Source organism: Saccharopolyspora sp. NPDC002376 (assembly GCF_053593195.1).
Map to the genome: position 1 here is coordinate 1 of NZ_JBSFBZ010000089.1, position 19,977 is coordinate 19,977.

The 19,977-nt window shown below is 65.6% G+C and carries 24 protein-coding genes; 10 read left to right on the plus strand and 14 right to left on the minus strand.

From position 1 onward, the window contains the following. Nucleotides 1–104: 104 nt before the first annotated feature. The gene (locus tag ACWCO2_RS34675) at nucleotides 105–395 is read right to left on the minus strand and encodes a transposase (protein WP_450132034.1); all 291 of its coding nucleotides are present in this window, start codon (nucleotides 393–395) and stop codon (nucleotides 105–107) included. Beyond that, on the minus strand, nucleotides 388–759 hold the full coding sequence (locus tag ACWCO2_RS34680) for a hypothetical protein (RefSeq protein ID WP_450132057.1): 372 nt from the start codon (nucleotides 757–759) through the stop codon (nucleotides 388–390). Before ACWCO2_RS34680 ends, ACWCO2_RS34675 begins: the two co-directional genes overlap by 8 nt. Between ACWCO2_RS34680 and ACWCO2_RS34685 the strand changes: the two genes are divergently transcribed. Next, the gene (locus tag ACWCO2_RS34685) at nucleotides 691–1,140 is read left to right on the plus strand and encodes a hypothetical protein (RefSeq protein WP_450132055.1); all 450 of its coding nucleotides are present in this window, start codon (nucleotides 691–693) and stop codon (nucleotides 1,138–1,140) included. The genes ACWCO2_RS34680 and ACWCO2_RS34685 overlap by 69 nt on opposite strands. Before the next feature lie 343 nt (nucleotides 1,141–1,483). Here ACWCO2_RS34685 and ACWCO2_RS34690 read toward each other — a convergent pair whose 3' ends face one another. Continuing rightward, nucleotides 1,484–3,937: an FtsX-like permease family protein gene (locus ACWCO2_RS34690; RefSeq protein WP_450132035.1), complete on the minus strand. Its 2,454-nt coding sequence runs from the start codon at nucleotides 3,935–3,937 to the stop codon at nucleotides 1,484–1,486. Continuing rightward, nucleotides 3,934–4,719, minus strand: coding sequence for an ABC transporter ATP-binding protein (locus ACWCO2_RS34695; protein WP_450132036.1), 786 nt, complete (start codon nucleotides 4,717–4,719; stop codon nucleotides 3,934–3,936). The genes ACWCO2_RS34690 and ACWCO2_RS34695 overlap by 4 nt, the downstream gene beginning before the upstream one ends. 120 nt (nucleotides 4,720–4,839) lie before the next feature. Between ACWCO2_RS34695 and ACWCO2_RS34700 the strand changes: the two genes are divergently transcribed. The 4 genes from ACWCO2_RS34700 to ACWCO2_RS34715 all read left to right on the plus strand — a co-directional run bounded on the left by ACWCO2_RS34700 (nucleotide 4,840) and on the right by ACWCO2_RS34715 (nucleotide 8,237). Beyond that, nucleotides 4,840–6,006 (plus strand): sensor histidine kinase, encoded by a 1,167-nt coding sequence (locus ACWCO2_RS34700; RefSeq protein WP_450132037.1) that lies wholly within the window; start codon nucleotides 4,840–4,842, stop codon nucleotides 6,004–6,006. Next, a complete protein-coding gene (locus ACWCO2_RS34705; RefSeq protein ID WP_450132038.1) occupies nucleotides 6,003–6,656 on the plus strand; it encodes a response regulator transcription factor in 654 nt (217 codons plus the stop codon). Before ACWCO2_RS34700 ends, ACWCO2_RS34705 begins: the two co-directional genes overlap by 4 nt. 104 nt (nucleotides 6,657–6,760) lie before the next feature. Further along, on the plus strand, nucleotides 6,761–7,123 hold the full coding sequence (locus ACWCO2_RS34710) for a hypothetical protein (protein ID WP_450132039.1): 363 nt from the start codon (nucleotides 6,761–6,763) through the stop codon (nucleotides 7,121–7,123). A gap of 391 nt (nucleotides 7,124–7,514) precedes the next feature. Beyond that, the gene (locus ACWCO2_RS34715; protein ID WP_450132040.1) at nucleotides 7,515–8,237 is read left to right on the plus strand and encodes a hypothetical protein; all 723 of its coding nucleotides are present in this window, start codon (nucleotides 7,515–7,517) and stop codon (nucleotides 8,235–8,237) included. Between the two features lie 124 nt (nucleotides 8,238–8,361). Here ACWCO2_RS34715 and ACWCO2_RS34720 read toward each other — a convergent pair whose 3' ends face one another. The 9 genes from ACWCO2_RS34720 to ACWCO2_RS34760 form a co-directional block, all read right to left on the minus strand. After that, a complete protein-coding gene (locus tag ACWCO2_RS34720; RefSeq protein ID WP_450132041.1) occupies nucleotides 8,362–8,922 on the minus strand; it encodes a hypothetical protein in 561 nt (186 codons plus the stop codon). 359 nt (nucleotides 8,923–9,281) lie between these two features. Then, nucleotides 9,282–9,662, minus strand: a complete 381-nt coding sequence (locus ACWCO2_RS34725; RefSeq protein ID WP_450132042.1) for a sensor histidine kinase — start codon at nucleotides 9,660–9,662, stop codon at nucleotides 9,282–9,284. A gap of 171 nt (nucleotides 9,663–9,833) precedes the next feature. Next, nucleotides 9,834–10,172: a hypothetical protein gene (locus ACWCO2_RS34730; protein ID WP_450132043.1), complete on the minus strand. Its 339-nt coding sequence runs from the start codon at nucleotides 10,170–10,172 to the stop codon at nucleotides 9,834–9,836. Between the two features lie 164 nt (nucleotides 10,173–10,336). Beyond that, nucleotides 10,337–10,546: an EndoU domain-containing protein gene (locus ACWCO2_RS34735; protein WP_450132044.1), complete on the minus strand. Its 210-nt coding sequence runs from the start codon at nucleotides 10,544–10,546 to the stop codon at nucleotides 10,337–10,339. Between the two features lie 227 nt (nucleotides 10,547–10,773). After that, nucleotides 10,774–11,799, minus strand: coding sequence for an LLM class flavin-dependent oxidoreductase (locus ACWCO2_RS34740; RefSeq protein ID WP_450132045.1), 1,026 nt, complete (start codon nucleotides 11,797–11,799; stop codon nucleotides 10,774–10,776). Nucleotides 11,800–11,909: 110 nt separating this feature from the next. Beyond that, nucleotides 11,910–12,956: an ABC transporter substrate-binding protein gene (locus ACWCO2_RS34745; RefSeq protein WP_450132046.1), complete on the minus strand. Its 1,047-nt coding sequence runs from the start codon at nucleotides 12,954–12,956 to the stop codon at nucleotides 11,910–11,912. A gap of 45 nt (nucleotides 12,957–13,001) precedes the next feature. Continuing rightward, on the minus strand, nucleotides 13,002–13,877 hold the full coding sequence (locus ACWCO2_RS34750) for an ABC transporter permease (RefSeq protein WP_450132047.1): 876 nt from the start codon (nucleotides 13,875–13,877) through the stop codon (nucleotides 13,002–13,004). A gap of 8 nt (nucleotides 13,878–13,885) precedes the next feature. Then, nucleotides 13,886–14,674, minus strand: a complete 789-nt coding sequence (locus ACWCO2_RS34755; protein ID WP_450132048.1) for an ABC transporter ATP-binding protein — start codon at nucleotides 14,672–14,674, stop codon at nucleotides 13,886–13,888. Further along, nucleotides 14,661–15,344: a cysteine hydrolase family protein gene (locus tag ACWCO2_RS34760; protein ID WP_450132049.1), complete on the minus strand. Its 684-nt coding sequence runs from the start codon at nucleotides 15,342–15,344 to the stop codon at nucleotides 14,661–14,663. The genes ACWCO2_RS34755 and ACWCO2_RS34760 overlap by 14 nt, the downstream gene beginning before the upstream one ends. Before the next feature lie 103 nt (nucleotides 15,345–15,447). Here ACWCO2_RS34760 and ACWCO2_RS34765 point away from each other — a divergent pair, with 103 nt between their 5' ends. The 5 genes from ACWCO2_RS34765 to ACWCO2_RS34785 all read left to right on the plus strand — a co-directional run bounded on the left by ACWCO2_RS34765 (nucleotide 15,448) and on the right by ACWCO2_RS34785 (nucleotide 18,141). Further along, nucleotides 15,448–15,738, plus strand: a complete 291-nt coding sequence (locus tag ACWCO2_RS34765; protein WP_450132056.1) for a DUF6444 domain-containing protein — start codon at nucleotides 15,448–15,450, stop codon at nucleotides 15,736–15,738. 42 nt (nucleotides 15,739–15,780) lie between these two features. Then, nucleotides 15,781–16,584, plus strand: coding sequence for an IS66 family transposase (locus ACWCO2_RS34770; protein ID WP_450132050.1), 804 nt, complete (start codon nucleotides 15,781–15,783; stop codon nucleotides 16,582–16,584). A gap of 192 nt (nucleotides 16,585–16,776) precedes the next feature. Beyond that, nucleotides 16,777–17,040: a hypothetical protein gene (locus ACWCO2_RS34775; RefSeq protein ID WP_450132051.1), complete on the plus strand. Its 264-nt coding sequence runs from the start codon at nucleotides 16,777–16,779 to the stop codon at nucleotides 17,038–17,040. Between the two features lie 87 nt (nucleotides 17,041–17,127). Continuing rightward, complete coding sequence (locus tag ACWCO2_RS34780; protein ID WP_450132052.1) at nucleotides 17,128–17,523, plus strand: GlcG/HbpS family heme-binding protein; 396 nt, start codon at nucleotides 17,128–17,130, stop codon at nucleotides 17,521–17,523. A gap of 75 nt (nucleotides 17,524–17,598) precedes the next feature. Further along, nucleotides 17,599–18,141: a hypothetical protein gene (locus ACWCO2_RS34785; protein ID WP_450132053.1), complete on the plus strand. Its 543-nt coding sequence runs from the start codon at nucleotides 17,599–17,601 to the stop codon at nucleotides 18,139–18,141. Between the two features lie 152 nt (nucleotides 18,142–18,293). Here the strand turns inward: ACWCO2_RS34785 and ACWCO2_RS34790 are convergent, their stop codons facing one another. Then, nucleotides 18,294–18,839, minus strand: a complete 546-nt coding sequence (locus ACWCO2_RS34790; RefSeq protein WP_450132054.1) for an integrase core domain-containing protein — start codon at nucleotides 18,837–18,839, stop codon at nucleotides 18,294–18,296. Nucleotides 18,840–19,977: the final 1,138 nt, after the last annotated feature.

Sequence of the window (19,977 nt, forward strand, 5' to 3'; positions counted from 1 at the left end):
GTGCCGCCACGCATAAAACGACGAACGTGGAACACCAAGCATGCGGCACATCCAGGCGATCGGATAATGGGCCTTCTCCGCATCGATCACTGCACAGCGCTCGGCTACTGCGACGTCCGAGCGAAGAAGGCCGCGGCTTTTTTCAGGAACTCGTTTTCCATCCGCAACCGGCGGATCTCCTCTTCCATCTCCGCCACCCGGGCACGCTCCGAAGGACTCACCGGCTGCTCAGGCTCGGGGTTCTCCCGCCGCCACGCGTTGACCCAGTTCGCCAGCGTGCCCGCGTTGATCCCCAAATCCCTGGCCACCTCAGCGACCGGTTTCTCGGTCTCGATCACCATCTGCACGGCCTCAGCCTTGAACTGGGCACTGAACCTCCGACGCTGCTCAGGCATGCACACATCCTCTCAAACGAGAGGCCCTGTCCAAGATCCTTAGTACACCCCATTTTTCGTGGAGCATGATCAGGCAGTTGTCGGGGTCGAGGTCTCGGGGTGTGAGTGCTAGTGCTCCGCCTCGGCGGCAGGCTGTTTCGGTGTGGAGCCGGGTGATGAGGCTGTCGAGGACGGGATCGTTGCCGGTGGTGGTGGTGGCGGTGTGGTTGATTTCGTCGAGTCGGGAGTCCGGCAGACCGCGGCGTGTGGTGGGCAGGCGGCGCGGCGTGAGGCTGCTGAGGAGACAGCGTTGGATGTGCGGATCATCGACGAGATCGCCCACTTCACCAATGCCGACACTGGCGGTCGGCCGATCTGCTTCCACACGGTGACTTTCCTCAGCGCTGAGTTGGCACCTTCAGCACCAGTGGTACTCAGCCTCGAGGAACACGACACATATCGCTGGTTGCTACCCGCCGAGGCGTTTGGACTCGACCTGGTCTGGCACGTGAGATGTGCACTCGAGGCACCGCCCGGGCAGGGGGTTTCAGGTGAACCGCCGCTGGATAACGCTGGCGATCAGCGCCGGGTACTAGCTCGTGGGGTAAAAGAGTGTCCGAGCGAGTTGCGCGCTAACCACACGGCTTGCGCTTACCGGGATCGTCTGAGGGAGTTGTGGTCCACCCGCCCGAGTCACCCAGATTCAGGGCCGACTCATGGTGACTTGGGCAGGCGCCGACGGCTGTTCTGTCAGCTGCTCTGGTAACCGGCAGCGGACTGACCGGAAGGAGTCTTGGTGTTGCGCCTGGCGAAGGAGAACCCCTGCTGGGGATACCGCCGGGTCCACGGTGAACTGCTCACCCTGGGAGCGAAAGTGGCCGCGTCCACCGTGTGGGAGATCTTGCAGGAGGCTGGCATCGACCCGGCACCCGAACGAAACTCCAGCACCTGGGCCGACTTCCTGCGCTCCCAGGCCGACGCCCTGCTAGCTCGCGATCAGGTCACGGCCACCTACCCACCGTTGATGGTCCAGCTCAACGCGAAGCTCAACCCCTGGTGCACGGGCGAGGAGGCCCGTGCACCAGGCATCGGCCGTTCTGCGCAGCACGTCAGTCCTGGCGGGTCACCACCGCCGGGGGCGTTCTGCTGGCGCGCCAGGACGGTAGGAAGCCCGCCGCTCCGGCTACCGCGACGAGTCCGGCGCAGGCCGCTAGCAGTGCTGGGGCCGGTATCGCCAGCGCCGCTTCCGGCACCACCGCGGTGATTAGGAGTGCACCCAGCATGACCCCGTGCGGCGCTCCGAAGATGACACCGAGCAGGCCGTACAGCGCGGACTCACCGACCCGGACGCGGCGCAGGCCGCTGCGGGAAAGGCCCACCGCACGAAGCGTTCCGCTTTCCCGCCTGCGTTCGACCACCGACAGGCTCGCGGTGGTGCCGACACCGACGATGGCGACCAGCACGGTGAGCGCGATCAGCGCCAGCGCGCTGCCTGTGATCTGCCCGACCAGGTCGGAGCGCTTGGCGCGGAGGTCGGCGAGCACGCTGATCTCCAGGTCCGGGTCGGTTGCCGCGTGAGCGGCGACCGCGGACTGCGCCGCCGCCAGGCCGTCGGTACCCGCGCGGGCGGCGTCGACCACGATCGCCGTCGGTGCCGGGGCGAGCCCGAGCGCATCCAGGTCGGACGCGTGGACGAGGACCTGCGAGCCGGCGAGGCCCTCCCCGACGACCACCGCCGCGACCCGCACCCGACGATCGCCGAGCAGAACCGAATCGCCAACGGCGACATGGTGTTTGCTGGCGAAGCTGTCGGCCACCGCGATCGTGCCGGGGCCCAGGTCGCGCAGGGAGCCATCGCTTTCGGTCGTCCCGGCCGAGTTCGGCAGCCGGGTGATCGGCAGGTCCGACACCTCCAAGTTCAACGGCCCGTCCGGCAACCCCATTTGCAGCCGTGGAGAGCGGAACGGGATGACCGTGCTCAACGCCGGATCGGCCGCCAACGCCGCGGGCAGCCCGGCTGGCACCACTTCGCCTTCGGGTGCGCGGACCTCGATGCCGGCCGGGTACTGCGCCGCCGTGCTCGCTTCGCTGTAGTCACGCAGGGTACCTCCGGCGGTGAGCGCGGCGAGCAGCAGCGTCGCGGCCAGGGCCACCACCGACGACACCGACGCAGCCCGGCGCGGCATCCCGCCCGCGCTGCGCACCGCCAACGTCACGACCGCGCCGCCTCGTCGCACCACGCGGTGCACGCCGGCCAGCACCGGTCGCACCAGCCTCGGCGCGAACGCCATGTACGCGCCGAAGCTCGCCGCGACGGCCACCACCCCGAACACCATGAGATCTTCGGTGTTCCCGGCTGGGCGGTAGCGCGAAAGCAGGCCCTGCGAAACGGCGAAGGCCATCATCAGCACCGCCACAGTCAGCAGCGCGACTCCGAGCGCGGTCCGGGTCACAGTCCTGGAGCGGCGCTCGCTCGGCTGCGTCGTCGACCGCAGCGCTTCCAGCGGAGACACCCGCGACGCGTCCTGGGCCGGGGCCAGCACGGCGAGGACCACGGCGAGCACGACGCCGACCACCACCGAACCCAGCACCAGCGGCGACGGGGTCACCGCCGCCACCGGCGCGACCAGCGGCACGAGCCCGCTGATTCCCATGGCCAGCAAGGTTCCGGCGCTTGTCGCGATCAAGCCGGTGATCGCGCCCTCCGCGATCAGTGCCCGGCGCAGGCCTCCTCTGGTGGCGCCCAGCGCGCGCAGCATGGCGAGGTGCCGGATGCGTTGCGCGAACACGATCCGGAAGGCCGAAACCGCGACCATCGCCGAGGCGAGCGATGCCAGCACCACGAACGCACCGAGCACGGCCGAAACCTGGTCCACCACTTGCTGGCTTTCGCGCAACTCGGCACGCCGCGCGTCCGCCGCAGCCAACACGGTCATCGCCGTCGGTCGGGCACTGTCCAGGATCGTGGGCAGGTCGCCGGTGACGTCCACACGCGCTAGTTCCGCGCCGGTGAGCGCGAGCACCTCCCGGTCCGAGGCGTAGAGCGCGAGCCCGTCGGCGGACGGGGAGTCCACCAGCGCGGTCACGGTGAGCACGCGTGGTGTTCTCCCATCGGTGCCAGCGAACCGGATCTCGTCGCCGAGCCCCAGACCGAGCCGCTCGGCGGCGCGGGCGGACGCCGCCACTTGCCCCGGTGAACGCGGATACGTGCCCGCATCCACCTCAACCCGGCTCAGCGGTCCTGAACCCGGGTCAGCCGTGAGGTCGACCTCCACGGCTCCCACCAGCCCCGATCCGCTCACCCGGCCGCTCGCCTCGGTCACGCCGGGAAGAGCCGCGATCCGGTCCAGCTCGGCAGGCCCGAACCCGGACGGGGATCGCACGACCGCGGACGCCGCCTCCGGGATCGAGGTCAGTTCGCTGGTGATCGTGCGCAGCGCCATGTCCCGGCCGAGCAGCGTGCCGGTGATGAAGAAGGTCGCCACGGCGATCGTCACGCCGCACAGCAGCAGGCGCACCGGCGCTCGCCGGACGGCGCGCAGGTGCGGGACGACGGCGCTCATCGGTCTTCCCCCAGCAGCCGCATGGATTCCGCAACACGCGCGGCATCGGGCTTGGCGAGCGCGTCGACGAACCGCCCGTCCGCGACCAGCACGACACCGTCGGCGCGCGAGGCCGCCACCGGGTCGTGGGTCACCATCACGACGGTCTGCCCGTGTTCGCGCACCGCCAGCCGCAGCAGATCGAGGATCTCCCCGCTGGACCGCGTGTCCAGGTTGCCGGTGGGTTCGTCGGCGAAGATGACCTCGGGTCGGGTGAGCAGCGCACGGCCCAGCGCCACCCGTTGCTGCTGCCCGCCGGACATTTCCGCAGGACGGTGCTTCAAGCGTCCCGACACACCCAGCCGCTCGGCGAGTTCGTCGACCGCACCGCGTTCCGGCCTGCGCCCGGCGAGTTGCATCGGCAGCACCATGTTCTCCTCCGCGGTGAGCTCGGGCAGCAGGTTGTACTGCTGGAAGACGAAGCCGATCCGTTCCCGTCGCACCCGGGTGAGTTCGTCGTCGCGCAACGTCGTGAGGTCGACCCCACCGATCAGCGCATTACCACTGGTCGGGGTGTCCAGACCTGCCAGGCACTGCAACAACGTCGACTTGCCGGAGCCCGACGGCCCCATCACCGCGGTGAAGCTCCCGGTGGGGAACCGGACGGACAGGCTGTCCAGCGCGCGCACCTCCGCAGGCCCGCTGCCGTAGGTCTTGACGAGGTCGACCGCTTCAACGGCGAAAGACAGGCGGGGACGCGGGCAGGCCGCATCGGCGCTCGCCAGGTGGCTGTGGTGGCTCATGCCCCGAACACTGTCCGGTCGCGGGTGCCCTCCGCCTCCCTCCGCTGACCGATTCGCCTGCGAAAAGCTATACCTTTCGGCCGACCCGACGACGTGAACCGGTTGTCTAGAGTTCGGATCATGTTCTTCCCCGGCAAGGCTGCTTGGCAGTCGACGCTCTGGCTGCTCGGAATCCTCCTGGCGACGCCCGTGCTGATGCTGCTGGACTACGTGATCTACGAGGGATTCGACGAAACCAGCTGGCCGGTCCCGGTGCTGATGTCGGCAGGAGCGGTCGGGGCAGTGGTCCTGCTGATCGCACCCCGGCTCGGCCCTCGCGAGCTGGCCACGGCAACCCTGGCCACCGCCGTGCTCGCCGCGGCGGTGTACTACCCGGTGAACTGGGACGATCGCCCGGACGTCGCTTGCGCGCTGCTCACCCCGACCGCTGTGCTGCTGGTCCTGCTCGGGCTCGTGGTGTGGCGGGCGGAGAAGCGCTGGGTGGTCACCACCACGTTGATCGTGACCGTGACGGTCGTGGCGCAGCCCGCGATCGGCCGCGGCCGGTTGACCGAGTTGGTGATCGCGTTCCTGCTGCTGTGCTCCGTGGTCCTGTCCTGCACGATCGGGCTGGCCGCACGGCTGGCCCGCCAAGCGAGGCTGCGCGAGATCGAGCACGAACGGCTCGTCCAGCGCACCGATTTCGCTCGCGACTTGCACGATTTCGTCGGTCATTACGTGACGGGCATGGTGGTGCAGGCGCGTGGCGCGCAGGCGATCGCCGAGCGGTCACCGCAGCAGGCATTGGCCACTTTGGACAGCATCGCCGAGGCCGGCACCGAGGCGATGGAGTCGCTGCATCGCATGGTCGGCCTGCTGCGAGCCGAGGACACCGCGACCACCGCGCCGCTGGCCACCCTCGACGAGATCGCCACGTTGGTCGAGCGGTTCAATCGCGGTCCTGGGCCCGACGCGCGGCTTCAGCTGCGCGGCTCGACCGACAGGATCCCGCCCGAGACCAGCTCCACCGCGCACCGGGTCGCTCTGGAAGGGCTCACCAATGTCCGCAAGCACGGCCGCGACGTGACGACCGTGCGCATCGACGTGGAGCGTTCGGACTCCAAGGTGGTGGTGCGCGTCGGTGACGACGGAACGGTTGGCAAGATCTCCGACAAGGGCTACGGGCTGCGGGGCCTGCGCGACCGCATCGCCGAGGTCGGCGGCGAGTTCGAACACGGCCCCGATCCGGCAGGCGGTTGGGTCATCCAGGCTCGCTTGCCGCTGCCGTCGAACGGAGGTAATACGTGACCATCAGGGTGCTCATCGCCGACGACCAGGCGATGATCCGCACGGGTTTCGAGATGATTCTCTCGGCCGAGGACGACATGGAGGTCGTCGGCAAGGCGACCGACGGCGTCGAAGCGCTGGAGCTGATCGAGCTGCACCGGCCGGACGTGGTGCTGATGGACATCCGGATGCCCCGGCTGAACGGCTTGGACGCGCTGCAGCGGATCAACGCCACAGGCTCGGTCAACGCGCCCAAGGTCGTGATCGTCACCACCTTCGAGGAAGACGAGTACGTGCACCGGGCGCTCAACGGCGGTGCCAGCGGCTTCGTGCTCAAGACCGCGAGCGCCGCGCTGCTGCTTGAGGGAGTGCGCGCAGCGGCCTCCGGTGAGGCACTGGTCAGCCCTGCGATCACGGTGAAACTGCTGCGCAATTACTCCTCCGGCGAGTCTCACAGGCCCCCGCCCAACCCGCTGTCCGCGCGGGAGCTGGATGTCACCCGGCTGGTCGCCACCGGCGCTACCAACGCCGAGATCGCCGAGCAGCTGTTCCTCTCGGTCGGCACCGTCAAGACCCACCTGTCGAACATCCAGTCCAAGCTGGACGCCCGGAACCGCGTGGAGATCGCCGCGTGGGCGTGGCAGTCGAAGGAGGTCGGCCGAAAGTCGTAGGGATTCCCGGGTGAACCGGCCTTCCGGTAGATCTGCTGCCGGGCGGGCGATCACTACCGTCTTTCTCGGAAGATCGAACGCCGTTCCCCGAAGGAGCTCAACCCATGAAGCGTGCACTCGTGTTGGCCGTGCCTGCACTCGCCCTCGTCGGCCTCACCGCGTGCAGCCACCCGCCGGAAGAGACCGCTTACGAAGTGACGCTGGAAGTTTCGGGGCCCGCCGGGGCAACCGGCACCGTGCAGAAGTCCACTTCGGACTCGCTGAACCAAGAGCCGGAGCAGCTCACGGTCCCGCACCACGAGAAGTGGGCTCCGATGGGCGGCCCGGCGAAGTTCGTCATCACGCCGGACTCTCCCACTTCGGCACTCACCTGCAAGGTGCTGGTCGAAGGCGAGGAACGGGCGACCGCGACCGGAAAACCCGGCCAGCCGGTCACGTGCGCGCTGACCATCGACGGTCCAGCCTGAGGACCGGAAGGACCTCTGATCCAAAGGATCAGAGGTCCTTCCGCGCTGCGCTTGCCGAAAACCTTATCCTTGCAGGTCATGCTGCGTGGTGGTACTCGTGAGAGATGCCACCCAGCCGGTCGCGTCGACGGATGTTGACAGGATCGAGCTGCTCCGGTTTGGCGGCTGGCGCAGGCAAGGGACGTAGCGGGTGAGTGTTCTCGATGCCTTGGTGAGGGCGGTGAGAGTTGTAGAACTGTTCGAGCTCGCGCAAGGCATGGAGCAGGTGCCGCTGGTTCCAGATCAGGGTGCGGTCGAGGAGCTCACGTCGGCACGTCTGCACCTTGTGCCGCTCGGAAAGTCATAGCCGCAGCTGACAGCGATAATGCGTCCTCGGCTGCACCATGTCCGGATGATCGTGTCGCTGCGGTACCAGGTGACCCGGAAGCTGCTGTCCGCCACGGCGGTGCTGCTGCGCCGCGACACTGCCAGGGACGCCGAGTTACTCGTACTGCGGCACGAGAACGCGGTGCTACGCCGCCAACTCAAGGGGCCGGTCCGCTACGAACCGGCGGACCGGTTCTGGTTCGCCGCCCTGTCCGCACTGATACCCCGGCGGCGCTGGCGAGAGGTCTTCCCCGTCACCCCGGGAACCCTGCTCGCCTGGCACCGCAGATTCATCGCCGCGAAGTGGGACTACACCGAGCGCCGCGACCGCACCGGACGCCCGCCGACCAGGGCGGCGCTCAAGAAGCTGATCCTGCAGCTCGCTCGAGAGAACGCGAGGTGGGGGCACAGGCGGATCCAGGGGGAGCTGGCCCGTCTTGGACACCCGATCGCCGCATCCACGGTATGGGAAATCCTCAACGCGGCGGGCATCGACCCGGCCCCGCGTCGCTCCGGCCCAACCTGGCGCGAGTTCCTCACCGCGCAGGCCGAGGGCATCATCGCGGCCGACTTCCTGCACGTCGACACCGTGCTGGGCAGGAGGCTGTACGCACTGGCGTTCCTCGAGCACGGCACGCGGCGGCTGCACATCACCGGCGTCACCGCCCATCCGACCCGGCAGTGGGCCGTACAGCAGGTCCGGAATCTCACGTCGGCAGGGGTTCGCATGACAGGGGTGATGTCGTAGACGGCACCGACTTCTGCCAGGCGTTTACGGTTGCGTTTCTCTCCTTTGGACAGACGATTGCCCAGTTTCGTGCCCACACCAGTGGCTTTCTTACGGGTGGCCTCGCGTAGTCCTTCCGGGCGCATCACAATGCCCTGCCAGCAGCCGACAGCACCAGCACATCGCCAGCCGTGCCCTCTGCGGGGCGTCGAACCTGATAGAAAGCATCGAAGTCCACCGCGGCGGCTGCGGCCAGCTTTTCGACCTGGCGTTTGCCCAGTTCCTGCCCCGTTACCCGGGTGATCGCGGCTTGAGCGTCGGCGAACGAGCCGCGTGCGGCCTCGACGGCGGCCAGCCGCCGCAGCCCGTGAGAATGCTTCTCCGCTGGCAGGTTCAACATCCCGTCAGCGGGATAGACGTTGGTGGCCCTGGGCGATCGGTAGGCGAGCCGGGTCACATTGACCTCACCGAAGACCGTGCCCAGGTTGCGCTGGTGACCCCGCTCCAGGCGGGTGCGCCCGATGCCCTCGGCGCCGGTCACACCACCGGGAATCGGGCGTTCCCGCACCGACCGGAGATCCAGATGATCCTGCAACAACCGCCGCATCAGCTCCCGCGACCGCTCGACCAGTAACTCCTCCAACGCGCCATGCGTGATCTCGCCACAGCCGGCAGCAGCGGACTCGCCGATGATCGATTCGAACACCGCCCGTGAGGACTCGAACGCATCCGTGGCTTCGTGGTTCGCCTACCCTGACACCGGGCTCTTCTTTTCGTTGATGGACGTTAGACACCCACAACGTAGCGAGAAGGAGCCCTTTTCATGATCACTACCCAGCAAAACCCCTGATCAAAACTCCCTCAGGAAGAGCCACACCCGTTTCATTTTGACCTGGGAAAATGGCGACAGTGGAAAGTTCGGGACAGGTGCTGGCGGGTGTCCCGACGTGTCCCCGAACGGTCGCCACAGCACATGTAGCGAGAGCTCAGCTTCGGGACACGATTACCTGTCCCGAAACCATGTGGTGGTAGGCGCGGGGTGCAGAACGTGATGTCAACCTCGGGTTACCCGTCGTTGTTAGCGGCACCAGGTTTGAACGCGAGGGTGAAGACGGCGCCGCCGTCGCCGGCGTTGGCGGCTGCGACGGATCCGCCGTTTCGGTGGACGAGCGTCGCGGTGATGGCAAGTCCCAAGCCGGTGCCTTCGCTGGTGCGGGCGGTGTCGGCGCGGGTGAAGCGGTCGAAGATCTGCGGGAGCAGTTCGGGGTCCAGGCCGGGTCCGTGGTCTCTCACTTCGATCACGACGTTGCCGTCTTCGTGGCGATCTTGGGCTCGCACGGTGATGGGGTCGGATCCGTGCTGGACGGCGTTGTCGAGCAGGTTGCTCACCGCCCTGCGCAGGTCGTCCGGGTTGGCCCTGATGGTCAGGTCGGGCTGGCAGTCCACGATGCACGTCGTGCATCGGATTCTCGTCGGACGGCGCCGACGGTAGAACTTCGACGAGGATTGAGCTTGCCGAATGGGGAGGGGTAGCTCCCTTGGAAGTGGAATGGTCAAGAGTGTTCTCGCGATCGCGGATGTATGCGAGATCGGCAACCGATGCGGGGCGGAACCAGTTCAGCAGAGCGGCGAGTGCATCCCGTTCGGGACGTTGCAGTGGGATCTGTCGGGCACCAGGCTCGCCGACAACTCGTTGGCCAGCATGGCCCATTCGCCGACTCGACTCAGTGCGCGGTATTCCTCCAGCCGGTCCGACGGGAGGCGGTCGGCCAGGCGTTTCAAGAGGGCATGTGTATCCGTGCTGAGTGCGCGCAGGTCGCCGTAGGTGGTGGCCTGTGGCTGCTCTGCGACCTGGATCGCGGCCAGGGTCTGATCACGGTTGCTGATGTAGTCGAAGTCGCCGACGGGAGCGGCATTCAGCAGCTGGGTCAGTGCTGCCTTCTCGGCGGGTGTCACTGCGGTTCCGCGGCTGATCAACCGCCTCGTTCGGCTTGGTGTCCATCGTTGTTCTGTCTCCGCTCACTCGCTTCAGGGTACTGGGTGGGGGTTGCCGAACTCATCGTTGCGAACGACGCCCTCGCCACGCACGGGAAAGCCAGTCTCGACTTGTCCTTCCGGGGTTACATACCCCCGACCTCGACATCGTCCACGGTTCCACTAACTCTGTAGTTCCCGCTATCGGACAGGATCGGCGGGCTGTCCGGGTTCTTGGCTACCTCCTCGACGGCGTCGAGGATCTTGGTGTCGTCCCAGGCCTCGGGGAACTCGGTCTTGTTCGGGATTCCCGTGCCGTGGAAATGACCGCCCGTTCCGTCGGCGCTCGAGCACACAGCCCACGTAGATCAGGCCGATCAGGATCGAGAACGGCAAGACCGTGGCCATGGTTCCCGCGCGCGAAGTGCCTCGACCTCCGATCGCGAGCCCGAACACGCTCCAAGCGTCGGCCGAGCCGAGGACGACCTGCAGCAAGAGGAGAGCGAGCAGGCTGGACACGACTCGGCGAACACCGGCTCCCGACCGAGCATCGCTGGTCACGGAGCGGACGCCTCTCCTCGACTCATCCGGCCTTGCTGGTCAGCACAGGAAGCACCTCATCCGACACGGCTTCGATGAGCTGATGCGGCACTTCGTAGCTGCCCAGGTGCCGCAGGTACACCTCCGTGACGCCTGCACATTCGAGCTCACGGAACTGTTCGACGACGCTAGACGCCGGCCCAAACAGGCAGAACTGTTCGGCAAAGCGCAGCGCGACCTTGTCGGGGATGACTGGATCCAGCCGAGCGATCGCCGCCTCCAGGTCCTCTGCATGGGAGTAGTCCGGATAGGGCGACTGGGGGATCAGTCCCGGCTCGATGCTGATGCCGACCTTCTCCAGCGCATCACCGCCGCCGGTCTGGATCACGGTCGCGATGATCGGTTTCAGCATGCGAGCGTCACGTTCCGGATCGTCCGTGACGTGGCAGAACACCGCCAGGGCATTCTCGAAGTTCTCCAGACTGCGGCCTGAACGTCGTGCACCCTCGTTCAGCCGGGCGAGGTTCCGCTGGATCAGCTCGGGAGCAGCGCCACCTAGGAGCAACGCGCCGTCCGCGATCTCGCCGGCGAGTTCCACGTTCTTCGGTCCGCTCGCGGCGAGGAAGCTGGGCACCGCTCCCTGGGCATCACGCAGATGCATAGACCGGCCCTTGAAGTCCCAGGTGTCACCACGCATCAGCGATCGGACCATGGCCACGCCCTCGCGGGTCTCCGCCAGCCTCGTCGGTCGGTCCCCGACGAGCTTGACGGCGCTGTCGCCGGTCCCGATAGTCAGTCGAAGCCTGCCCGGCGCAAGTTCAGCGACGGTGTTCGCCGACGAAGCCAGCAGCGAGGGGTGCCGGGTCCGGAGGTTGGTAACCCCGGTCCCCAGCCGGATGGTCGTCGTGGCGGAGGCTGCGAACGCGAGCGCCGCGAACGTGTCACGCCACAACAGTTGCGAGTCCGGCACCCAGAGAGCATCGAACCCGCGTTGTTCGACATCGACGACTGCCTCGGCGAAGGCTGTCAACGACTGGCAGGCGGGAATGCGTACGCCAACCCGAATCATGTGTCTACCTCCATCAATTCACACCTCGCCGTCATCCGGCGAAGGCGAAGCGATCTCCATCGGAATCCTCCGCCGACGAGCGATCTCGTCGGTGGAGGAGCCCGGCCTGGCTAGCGGACTCCTGGATCAGTCACGTCGGCGAACGCGGGAGAGTCCTTGATCAATCCGAGGGACGTCATATGTGCCCACAACCGTTCGACCCCTACGCGGTCCACGTCGTATCCGAACGTGGAGACGTTCAGGGGGCTCATCAGCGCACGCGCCGTCTTCTCGTCAGTCGAGAGAAACTCCTGCACGTAAGGGATGAGAGCATCGACGTTTTCGGGCTTGGCCATGTAGTCGAAGGTCTCCTTCATGGCTGCCTGGAAGGACGTGAACGAGGCCTGCTTCTGCGTCACCACCGGGGCAAGCGCCCACCACATGTTGTAGGGCCACTGCAACGAGTCCGGCTGACCTGCCCGGGTCTCCAGAACCAGGCGGGCCTTCTTCTGGCTGTCGACTAGTTGGGTGAGGAGCGGCTCGGGCGCCAGCATCGCGTCGACCTGCCCGGTCGTGAGCCCGGCGGCCAGCGCCTGACCAGTCCCCATCGCGACCCAGTTCACGTCCTTGTCGGGATCGACGCCGCCCGCTTCTAGCATGATGCGCACGATGTTCTCGAGCGAGCTTCCGCGAGCGGTCACTCCGATCCGCTTGCCCGCGAAATCGCGCATCATCTGGGGGTAACCCAGGTCCAGGGACGGCGTTGCCAAGCCGTCCCGCACGATCAGGCTGTTGATCTGCTTGTTAGTGTTGCCACTGACCATGATCAGATCCGGGCCGTCCGCGGCCTCGCGTGCAAGCATGACGTTGTCCAGGCCGTTCAGCATGACATCTGCCGACTTCGACAGCACGGCGGAAACGGCCGCCGGCCCACCCTGCACATTGAGAAACGTGACATTCACTCCATGCTTCTTGTAAAACCCGAGCTTCTCGGCGAAGTAGGCGGGAAGGCTTTGAAAGGCGCCCGGAAAGATCGCGACCTTGAGTTCCGTCTTCGCAGAAGTCCCTCCTCCGTCACTGCGCGTGCTTCCGCATGCGGCCAGGCCAAGGGCTCCGAGAGCGACTGCGAGGATTACCGCTATTAGTCGACGCATTGATCCCCTTTCATAGTTGCTCAACAATTCTTCCTTGGTCCGAGAAAGTGGTGCACTATCGGCCAGACATCACGTTCTTTGCCATCGGAGAATTCGTCTTTCGACAGCTGCGACGACGGCTGAGCCCGCGACGGCGAGCAACGACAACACGATCAGGACACCAAAGACTCCCCGCACTTGAAAGAGCCCGGCGTAGTACTGGAGCAACTGCCCCAGGCCCTGCTGCGACGCCAGCATCTCCGCGAGCACGACACCGAGCAGCGCATACACCACCGCGAGCCGCAGCCCTGCGAAAACGGACGGGATCGTGGCCGGGACGATGAGCTTGGTGAACGTCTGGGTCCGGTTCGCACCCATCACCACCCCGATCGTGCGTAGATCGGGGTCGATCGACTTGACGCCCGCATAGGTGTTCAGCACCAGGATGAAGTAGACGGTGCTGATCCCCATCATCACCTTCGAGGTTTGCCCCAGGCCGAACCACAACAGGAACAGCGGCGCCAGAGCCACCCGGGGCATGGCATTGGCGATCGTCAGGAACGGGTCGAGCACCGCATTCAATCGCGGCGACACGGACAGGATCAGCCCGGTGATCACCCCAGCCAGAGATCCGATGGCGAAGGCCAGCAACGTCGCAGTGACGGTGGCCGAAATGTGCGGCCACAGATCACCTGAGGTGAACGCTTCACCCAGGAACCGCGCAACGGCAGTAGGCGAACTGACCATGAAGGGATCGATGTACCCCATCCTGCTGCAGATCTCCCAGGCACTACAGATGACCACCAGGGCGGCGATCCTGAGGCCCTGGATCTGGAGGTTTCCTGCGATCTTCTTGTGCGCGCGGGGGGTCGGCGGTGGCGGCGGAATCTCCGCATCCGTTAACAAGACGCCGGTCTTGTCAGCAGGAATCTGGGGCACATCGCTTGATGAATGCGTTGTACTCATGGGATAGCTCACACCTGCCTGACTTCGTCACGTAGTTCTGCCCACATGGATTCATGCAGATCGCGGTACCGATCACTGAAGCGCAGGTTCTCCATGTCTCGCGGCCGGGGGAACGGAATCTCGAGATCGGCCTTGATCCGTCCCGGCCGACCGGAGACGACGACAACGCGGTCCGCCATCAAGATGGCTTCACCGAGATCGTGCGTCACGAAGATGACCGTCGAGCCGCTCTGCTCCCAGACGTGGACGAACTTCTCCTGCTGAACCAACTTCGTCTGCGCATCGAGGGCAGCGAACGGCTCGTCCATGAGGATGTACTTCGGCTCGATCGCGAAGGTCCGGGCGATGGCGACTCGTTGCCGCATCCCTTGCGACAGCTGGGCTGGATAGCTGTCGGCAAAATCAGAGAGACCGGTGCTCTCCAGCAACCTTTCGGCTGTGGCACTTCGTTCCGACCGTCGCACGCCGCGAAGCTCGAGACCGAACTCGACGTTCCCCTTGGCCGTGCGCCACGGGAGCAGAGCCGACCGCGCCAGCATGTAGGCCACCTCGCGGTCCGGACCCGCGACGGGCTCCTGACCGCGACGAACGGTTCCATGGGTGGGCTCGACCAGGCCGGCAACCATGTTCAGCAAGGTGGTCTTGCCACAACCGGACGGACCGACCATCGCGAGAAACTGCCCGGCAGGAACGTCGAGCGACACGTTCGCCAGGACCCTGGTGTGCCCTCTGGAGCCCGGCTGTTCGAAGTAGTGGGTGACGCCGCCGATGTGGATGTCTGCGCTAGCTTCCGGCACCGTTGGCGCCCCCTTCTGACGTGATGACCTCTCGCTGGCTGCCGGCTACGCCGTGGGTCGTGGCCCAGGTCGTCAGCAGTTCGTCGCTCGTGCAGAGCTCTGCGTAGGCGTGGCCAGCGATTCGCAATCCGGCCTCGTGTTGCGCCTCACTGCCAGCCGCACAGGAATCTGTCGGCATGACGACGTAGAAGCCACGGAAGTAGGCACCCTTGGCCGTCGCTGCAACGCAGTTATCCGTAGCCAGTCCAGTGGCCACGACCGTTCGAATCTGATGCTCCTCGAGTACACTCTGCAGCCGAGTTCCGAAGAACCCGTCGTAGGTGTGTTTCTCGACCTGCAGCTCCCCGGGGCGGATCTTCAGGTCGTCGATGATTTCTGCACCCCACGTGCCCGAGATGCAGTAGGGCTCCGCACCAATTCGGGTGAGACGCTCTCGCATGGGTTCGTTGAGGTATTCGTCGTCAAAGTGTGAAACGACATGGACGGTGAGTATGCCGAGGTGCTCGGCCGCGTCCCGCAGAGCCGAAATGTGCTGCGCAACGGCTGTTGTCATGTCCGGCGTGAAATTCGTGGAACGGTCAATGAAACCGCCGGGGCTGCAGAAGTCGTTCTGCATGTCTACGATGAGAAGCGCCGTTCGAGTCGGCCTAACCTTCTCGGCGAGAAACACTACATCACGTCCTTACTTGAGTCGTAACTATTCAGGTGTTCGGGCTGGTTCGGGTCGGTTGTGACCGGCATGGGATGACCTTGGGGTGCCGGTTTCCAAGGGCGTGTCGTTGGAGAGTTTGCGTGCGCGCGTTGAGGAACTAGAGTTTCGTCTCGCCGCGGTGGAGACTCGTAACGCGGAATTGGAGGCGGAAAACGCCGAGTTGAAGCGGCGTGTGGGCCTGAACTCGCGGAACTCGTCGAAACCCCCTTCCTCGGATGGTCCCGAGCATGGCCGGCCTCCGAAGTCGTTGCGGCGCGCCACTGGCCGCAAGCCAGGCGAACAGCCTGGTGCGCAAGGGTTTTCGTTGCGGCTGGTCGATCATCCCGACGAGGTCGTGGATCATGTTCCGTAATGTTGCAGTGACTGCGGCAACAGCCTGGTCACGGCGGCCGAGGTGGAGCTGGTGCGTCGTCCGGTCATCGACCTGCCGGTGATGTCGCCGACGGTCACCGAGCATCGGCTGCATCGGTGCCGCTGCACCTGTGGCACGGTCACCACTGCCGCCGCACCGGAGGGCGTGGCCGCAGCACCGGCCTCCTACGGGCCGAATCTGCGGGCGTGGGTGGTGTATCTGCTGGTGTTCCAGCACATCCCGGTCGCCCGCGTAGTCGAGCTGGTCACCGATCAGTCCGGAGCGCGGCCGTCGGCGGGGTGGGTGTGCCGGGTGCTGTGCGAGACCGCCGCAGCGTTGGGCGAGGCAGAAAAACTGATCCGGAGCCTGTTGACGGCGGCGCACATCCTGCACGTGGACGAGACCGGCACCAAGGTCACCGGCGCCCGCTGGTGGCTGCACGTCGCCTCCACCGACACGCTGACCACCTACCATCTCGACGCCTCCCGTGGCCGGGCCGCGATCAGCAACCTGGGCGTGCTCGATGACTTCACAGGCATCGCGGTACACGACTGCTGGGCTTCCGACAACGCCTACACCGACTGCGACCACGCGCTATGCGGGGCACACATCGCCCGCGAACTCCTCACCGCCGCCGAGGCCCACCCTGACCAGCACTGGCTAGCCCAAGCCATCGACCGTTGCGCTCGATTGATCCTGCCTCAAGGGCAGACCGAAGTCAGTCACCAACGCGTTATCGGCGTGATAGTTGACGGCGTCCCGATGAGCGATGCCCCTCGCTGTCAGGCTCAGAGCGCCCCCGCGCGGTCGGCTGCAGCCAGGGTCTATCACGGTGCCAGCACTTAGCGCCTTCCCGCCGTGCGCTCGTGCGGGAAGACTGGTCGCGTTGAACTTCGATGTCATCGAGGCGAGGCACTCGTACCCGGATCGAAGAACTGTGGTGCCCCGCGGCGACGCGGCTGCTGAAAGGATGCGTGGTTGAAGTCAAGCGCAATGAACCACTTTCTGTGGCTCGTCCGGCTCGATATCCCGGAGAGCATGGAAGACGAGTTCAACCGCATCTATGATTCCGAGCACGTGCTCGCCATCTCCAAGGTCCCGGGTGTGCTGGACGTACAACGCTATGTCTTGGAGAGGCCCAACGCGGGGGTGCAGAAGTACCTAACCCTCTATCGAGTGGACTCGCCGGACCTGCCGCAGAGCCCTGAGTGGGCTGCCGCTTCCGCAGAAGGCGAGTGGAACTCGACGATTCGACCGTTCGTGGTCAACGCCGAGTTGTCGATGTTCCGAGCGATTCCATGATCGCTGTCGACCTTCCCGACCGGCGTGGCAGGCCAACAGCGGCGCGATCAAGCAATCCCCATCCATGATCGATCGAGAGGTAGCGACATGACTCTCACCCTTGAACAGGCCAACTCGATCCTGCACGGCGCGATGCGCAAGGCCGAAGAGTTCGGCATCCGGATCAGTGTTTCAGTCTGCGATGCCGGCGGCCGTCTTGTCGCCTTCCAGCGCATGGACGGCGCCCATTGGGCCGGCGGTTACGGCTCGCAAGGAAAGGCTGTCGCGTCGGCCGCATTCGCCAGGCCGAGCGGCGTGGTGGCCGAACTGGCCCACTTCCCCATCATGAGTGGCATCGCTTCCGCTGAAGGTGGGCACATCATCTATTGCCAGGGCGCGGTTCCCGTCGTCGTCGACGGAATCCTTCTCGGTGCGTGTGGCGTCGGTGGCGGCTCGGCTCAGCAGGACGAGGACTGCGCACGCGCTGGCGTAGCCGCGCTGTAGCACTCCTGCTCCTGGAGCCTATTGAATTTCTCACCCACCCCAGCCTGTCACGGCGCGAACACCGGAAGAAAACTCATGTCATCTGAGGCGACACGTATTCAGTTCAGTGTTTTCGACAACGAGAACGCGGCCCGCCTCGTAGCGAGCTCGCACGACGTTCCGGTCTATCGACAAGCCGCAGAAGCCGACGAACGCTGGGCCTGTGTCCATCTGCCCGACGATTCCGCTGCGTCACAGGCCGTACAGGTCGCCACGGGGAGCATCGCCTACCGCGGCCAGCAGCAAGATGTGGGGAGCGGGTCGGTGCTGACGGCGTTGTGGTTCAACCCACCCTTGACCAGCGGCGAGTCGTTCGAAGAATGGTTCCGGTCCGAGCACGGTCCGCTGCTCCTCAACGAACCGACCTGGCTGCGCATCCGGCAGGTGCGGATCGACTCTTCGAACATGCCGGCCACACATCTGGTCCTCCATGACCTGGCCGGCATGAGCACCCTCTCCTCCGAAGCGCTGACCGTGGCTCGAGAAGCACCGGGGCGTGTGCACCTCGCTACGCAGGACTGGTTCGTCAATAACGTGACTCAGATCTTCGAGAAGGACTCATGCTTTCACAAACGATGAGACACGTGCTGCGCGTTGCTGGTCTTTATTTGTCAATCTGAGGGTGCCGAAAACTTAAGCGACCTGCTGGTATTCGTGGAGGAGGTCTCCGGCGCGATCGCGTCGCCGTACGCGGAACGCCTCGAGGTCGATAACGTTGTCGGGCCGTGGTTTCAGAGGCGCGGCCTGTCCAAGTTCGCGGTGGGACGGTGCGAGTGATGAAAATCTTCGTATTCGCGGTGCAGCCGTATCAGGTGGGGCAGATTCCAGATTAGCGTGCGGTCGGTAAGTTCGGAACGCAGGCTTCGGAACCATCGCTCCGTGATTGCGTTGTGGCGAGGTGTCCGGATCCCGGTCCGGATTACCTGGATGCCGGCGGTAGTGAACACGGTGTCGAAGGTTTGGCCGAAAGAGGTGTCCCGGTCATGGATCAGGAACCGCGCCTGCATGCCGACGTCCTCCAAATTCATCAGCGGGTTGCGGGCCTGCTGCACGACCCAGTCGGCGGTCGGGTGGAAGGTGACGTCCAGTACGCGGACGTGGCGGGTGGCGTGCTCGATCACGGTCAGGACGTAGGCCTTGGACCCATCCAGCAGGTCGACGACGACGAAGTCACAGGCCAGGATCGCGGCGGTTTGGGAACGTAGGAAGGATGCCCAGGTCGGGCCGGTGTCGCGTCGTGGTGCCGGGTCGATCCCGGCGTTGTGAGGGTCTCCCACGCGGTGGAGGCGGCAATGATGATCCAGAGGCCGGCGAGTGCGCCGTGGATGCGGCGATATCGCCATGGCGAGTTCTCGTTGGCAAGACGGAGGATGAGGGTCTTGATGGTCCGGTGAACCCGCGGGCGACCAGGATTCGCGCGTCGCGAGCGGTGGGCCCAGCGGCGGCGCAGCGGGTCGTGGTGCCGGTGCAGCGGCGTGCTCGGGGTGATGATCAATCGGATCTTCGGCAGCTGGCCGGATGGGAGTAGTCGTGCCAGCAGCGCCAGCCACGCCCGGTCGGTCCAGGTGAGTTTCCGTGCCAGCAGCGGGAGCGCTGTCAGCGGTGCTCTCCACGCACGTGGAGGTGGTCCACACGAACAGAACCCACCTGGGCATCCCGTCGGCTGCTCCCCACTCAGGTGGAGTGGGGCCACGCTGGTGCGTTGCGAGGCGATCAGTGTTGCCGGTGGGTGTGCGGCGGGATCGGGCTGGTTTGGTTGGGTGTTGGCCATGGGGCCGCGGTGTGGTTATGCCTCTCAATTCCATTGTGCGAGTTGGTTCTCCAACGCGGCGAGCAGTAGGTGGCTTGCGCGACGAGATGCGGTGCACGGCTTAGGTGGATCGCCTCAAACGCCGACTGGGCAGGACCGTGATTCGGTGGCCTTGACGTTTCCGTAGACAGGCAGTGCTGGCCATTTGCTCACAAGGGAATGTTGTGATCTTCGTGAGCTCTTGCGTGTTGGCACCACCTGTGCAGATCACAACCACGCGACCTGCACAGATACGTTGCGATCCTCGTTAGCTTAGCCGGGCTGGTGTCACCGACGCCGGGCTTGCCCGGCACGCGGCCGACCGGGTTGCGATTCTCGCCAGCCCCGGAGGGCTGGCGCCACCCCTGCTTGAGCAGGCTGTTTCCCGGGCCTATTTGTTGATCTTGATGGCAAGGAAATTCGCTGAGATCGTGGCTTCCGGTGATCCTGCACGGGTGGGTAGGTGTGTGCGGCACACTGTGCGGGGTGGCAGAGGGGTACGAGATCCACAACCACTCCAGTGGTTCGGCCAGGAACGTTGTTCAGTTCGGCGTCAACAAGGGCACCATCTTCTTCGCCGGGGCACCGGCGGGGTCGGGCATCGAGGGCGCGAGGGATGCTCGGCT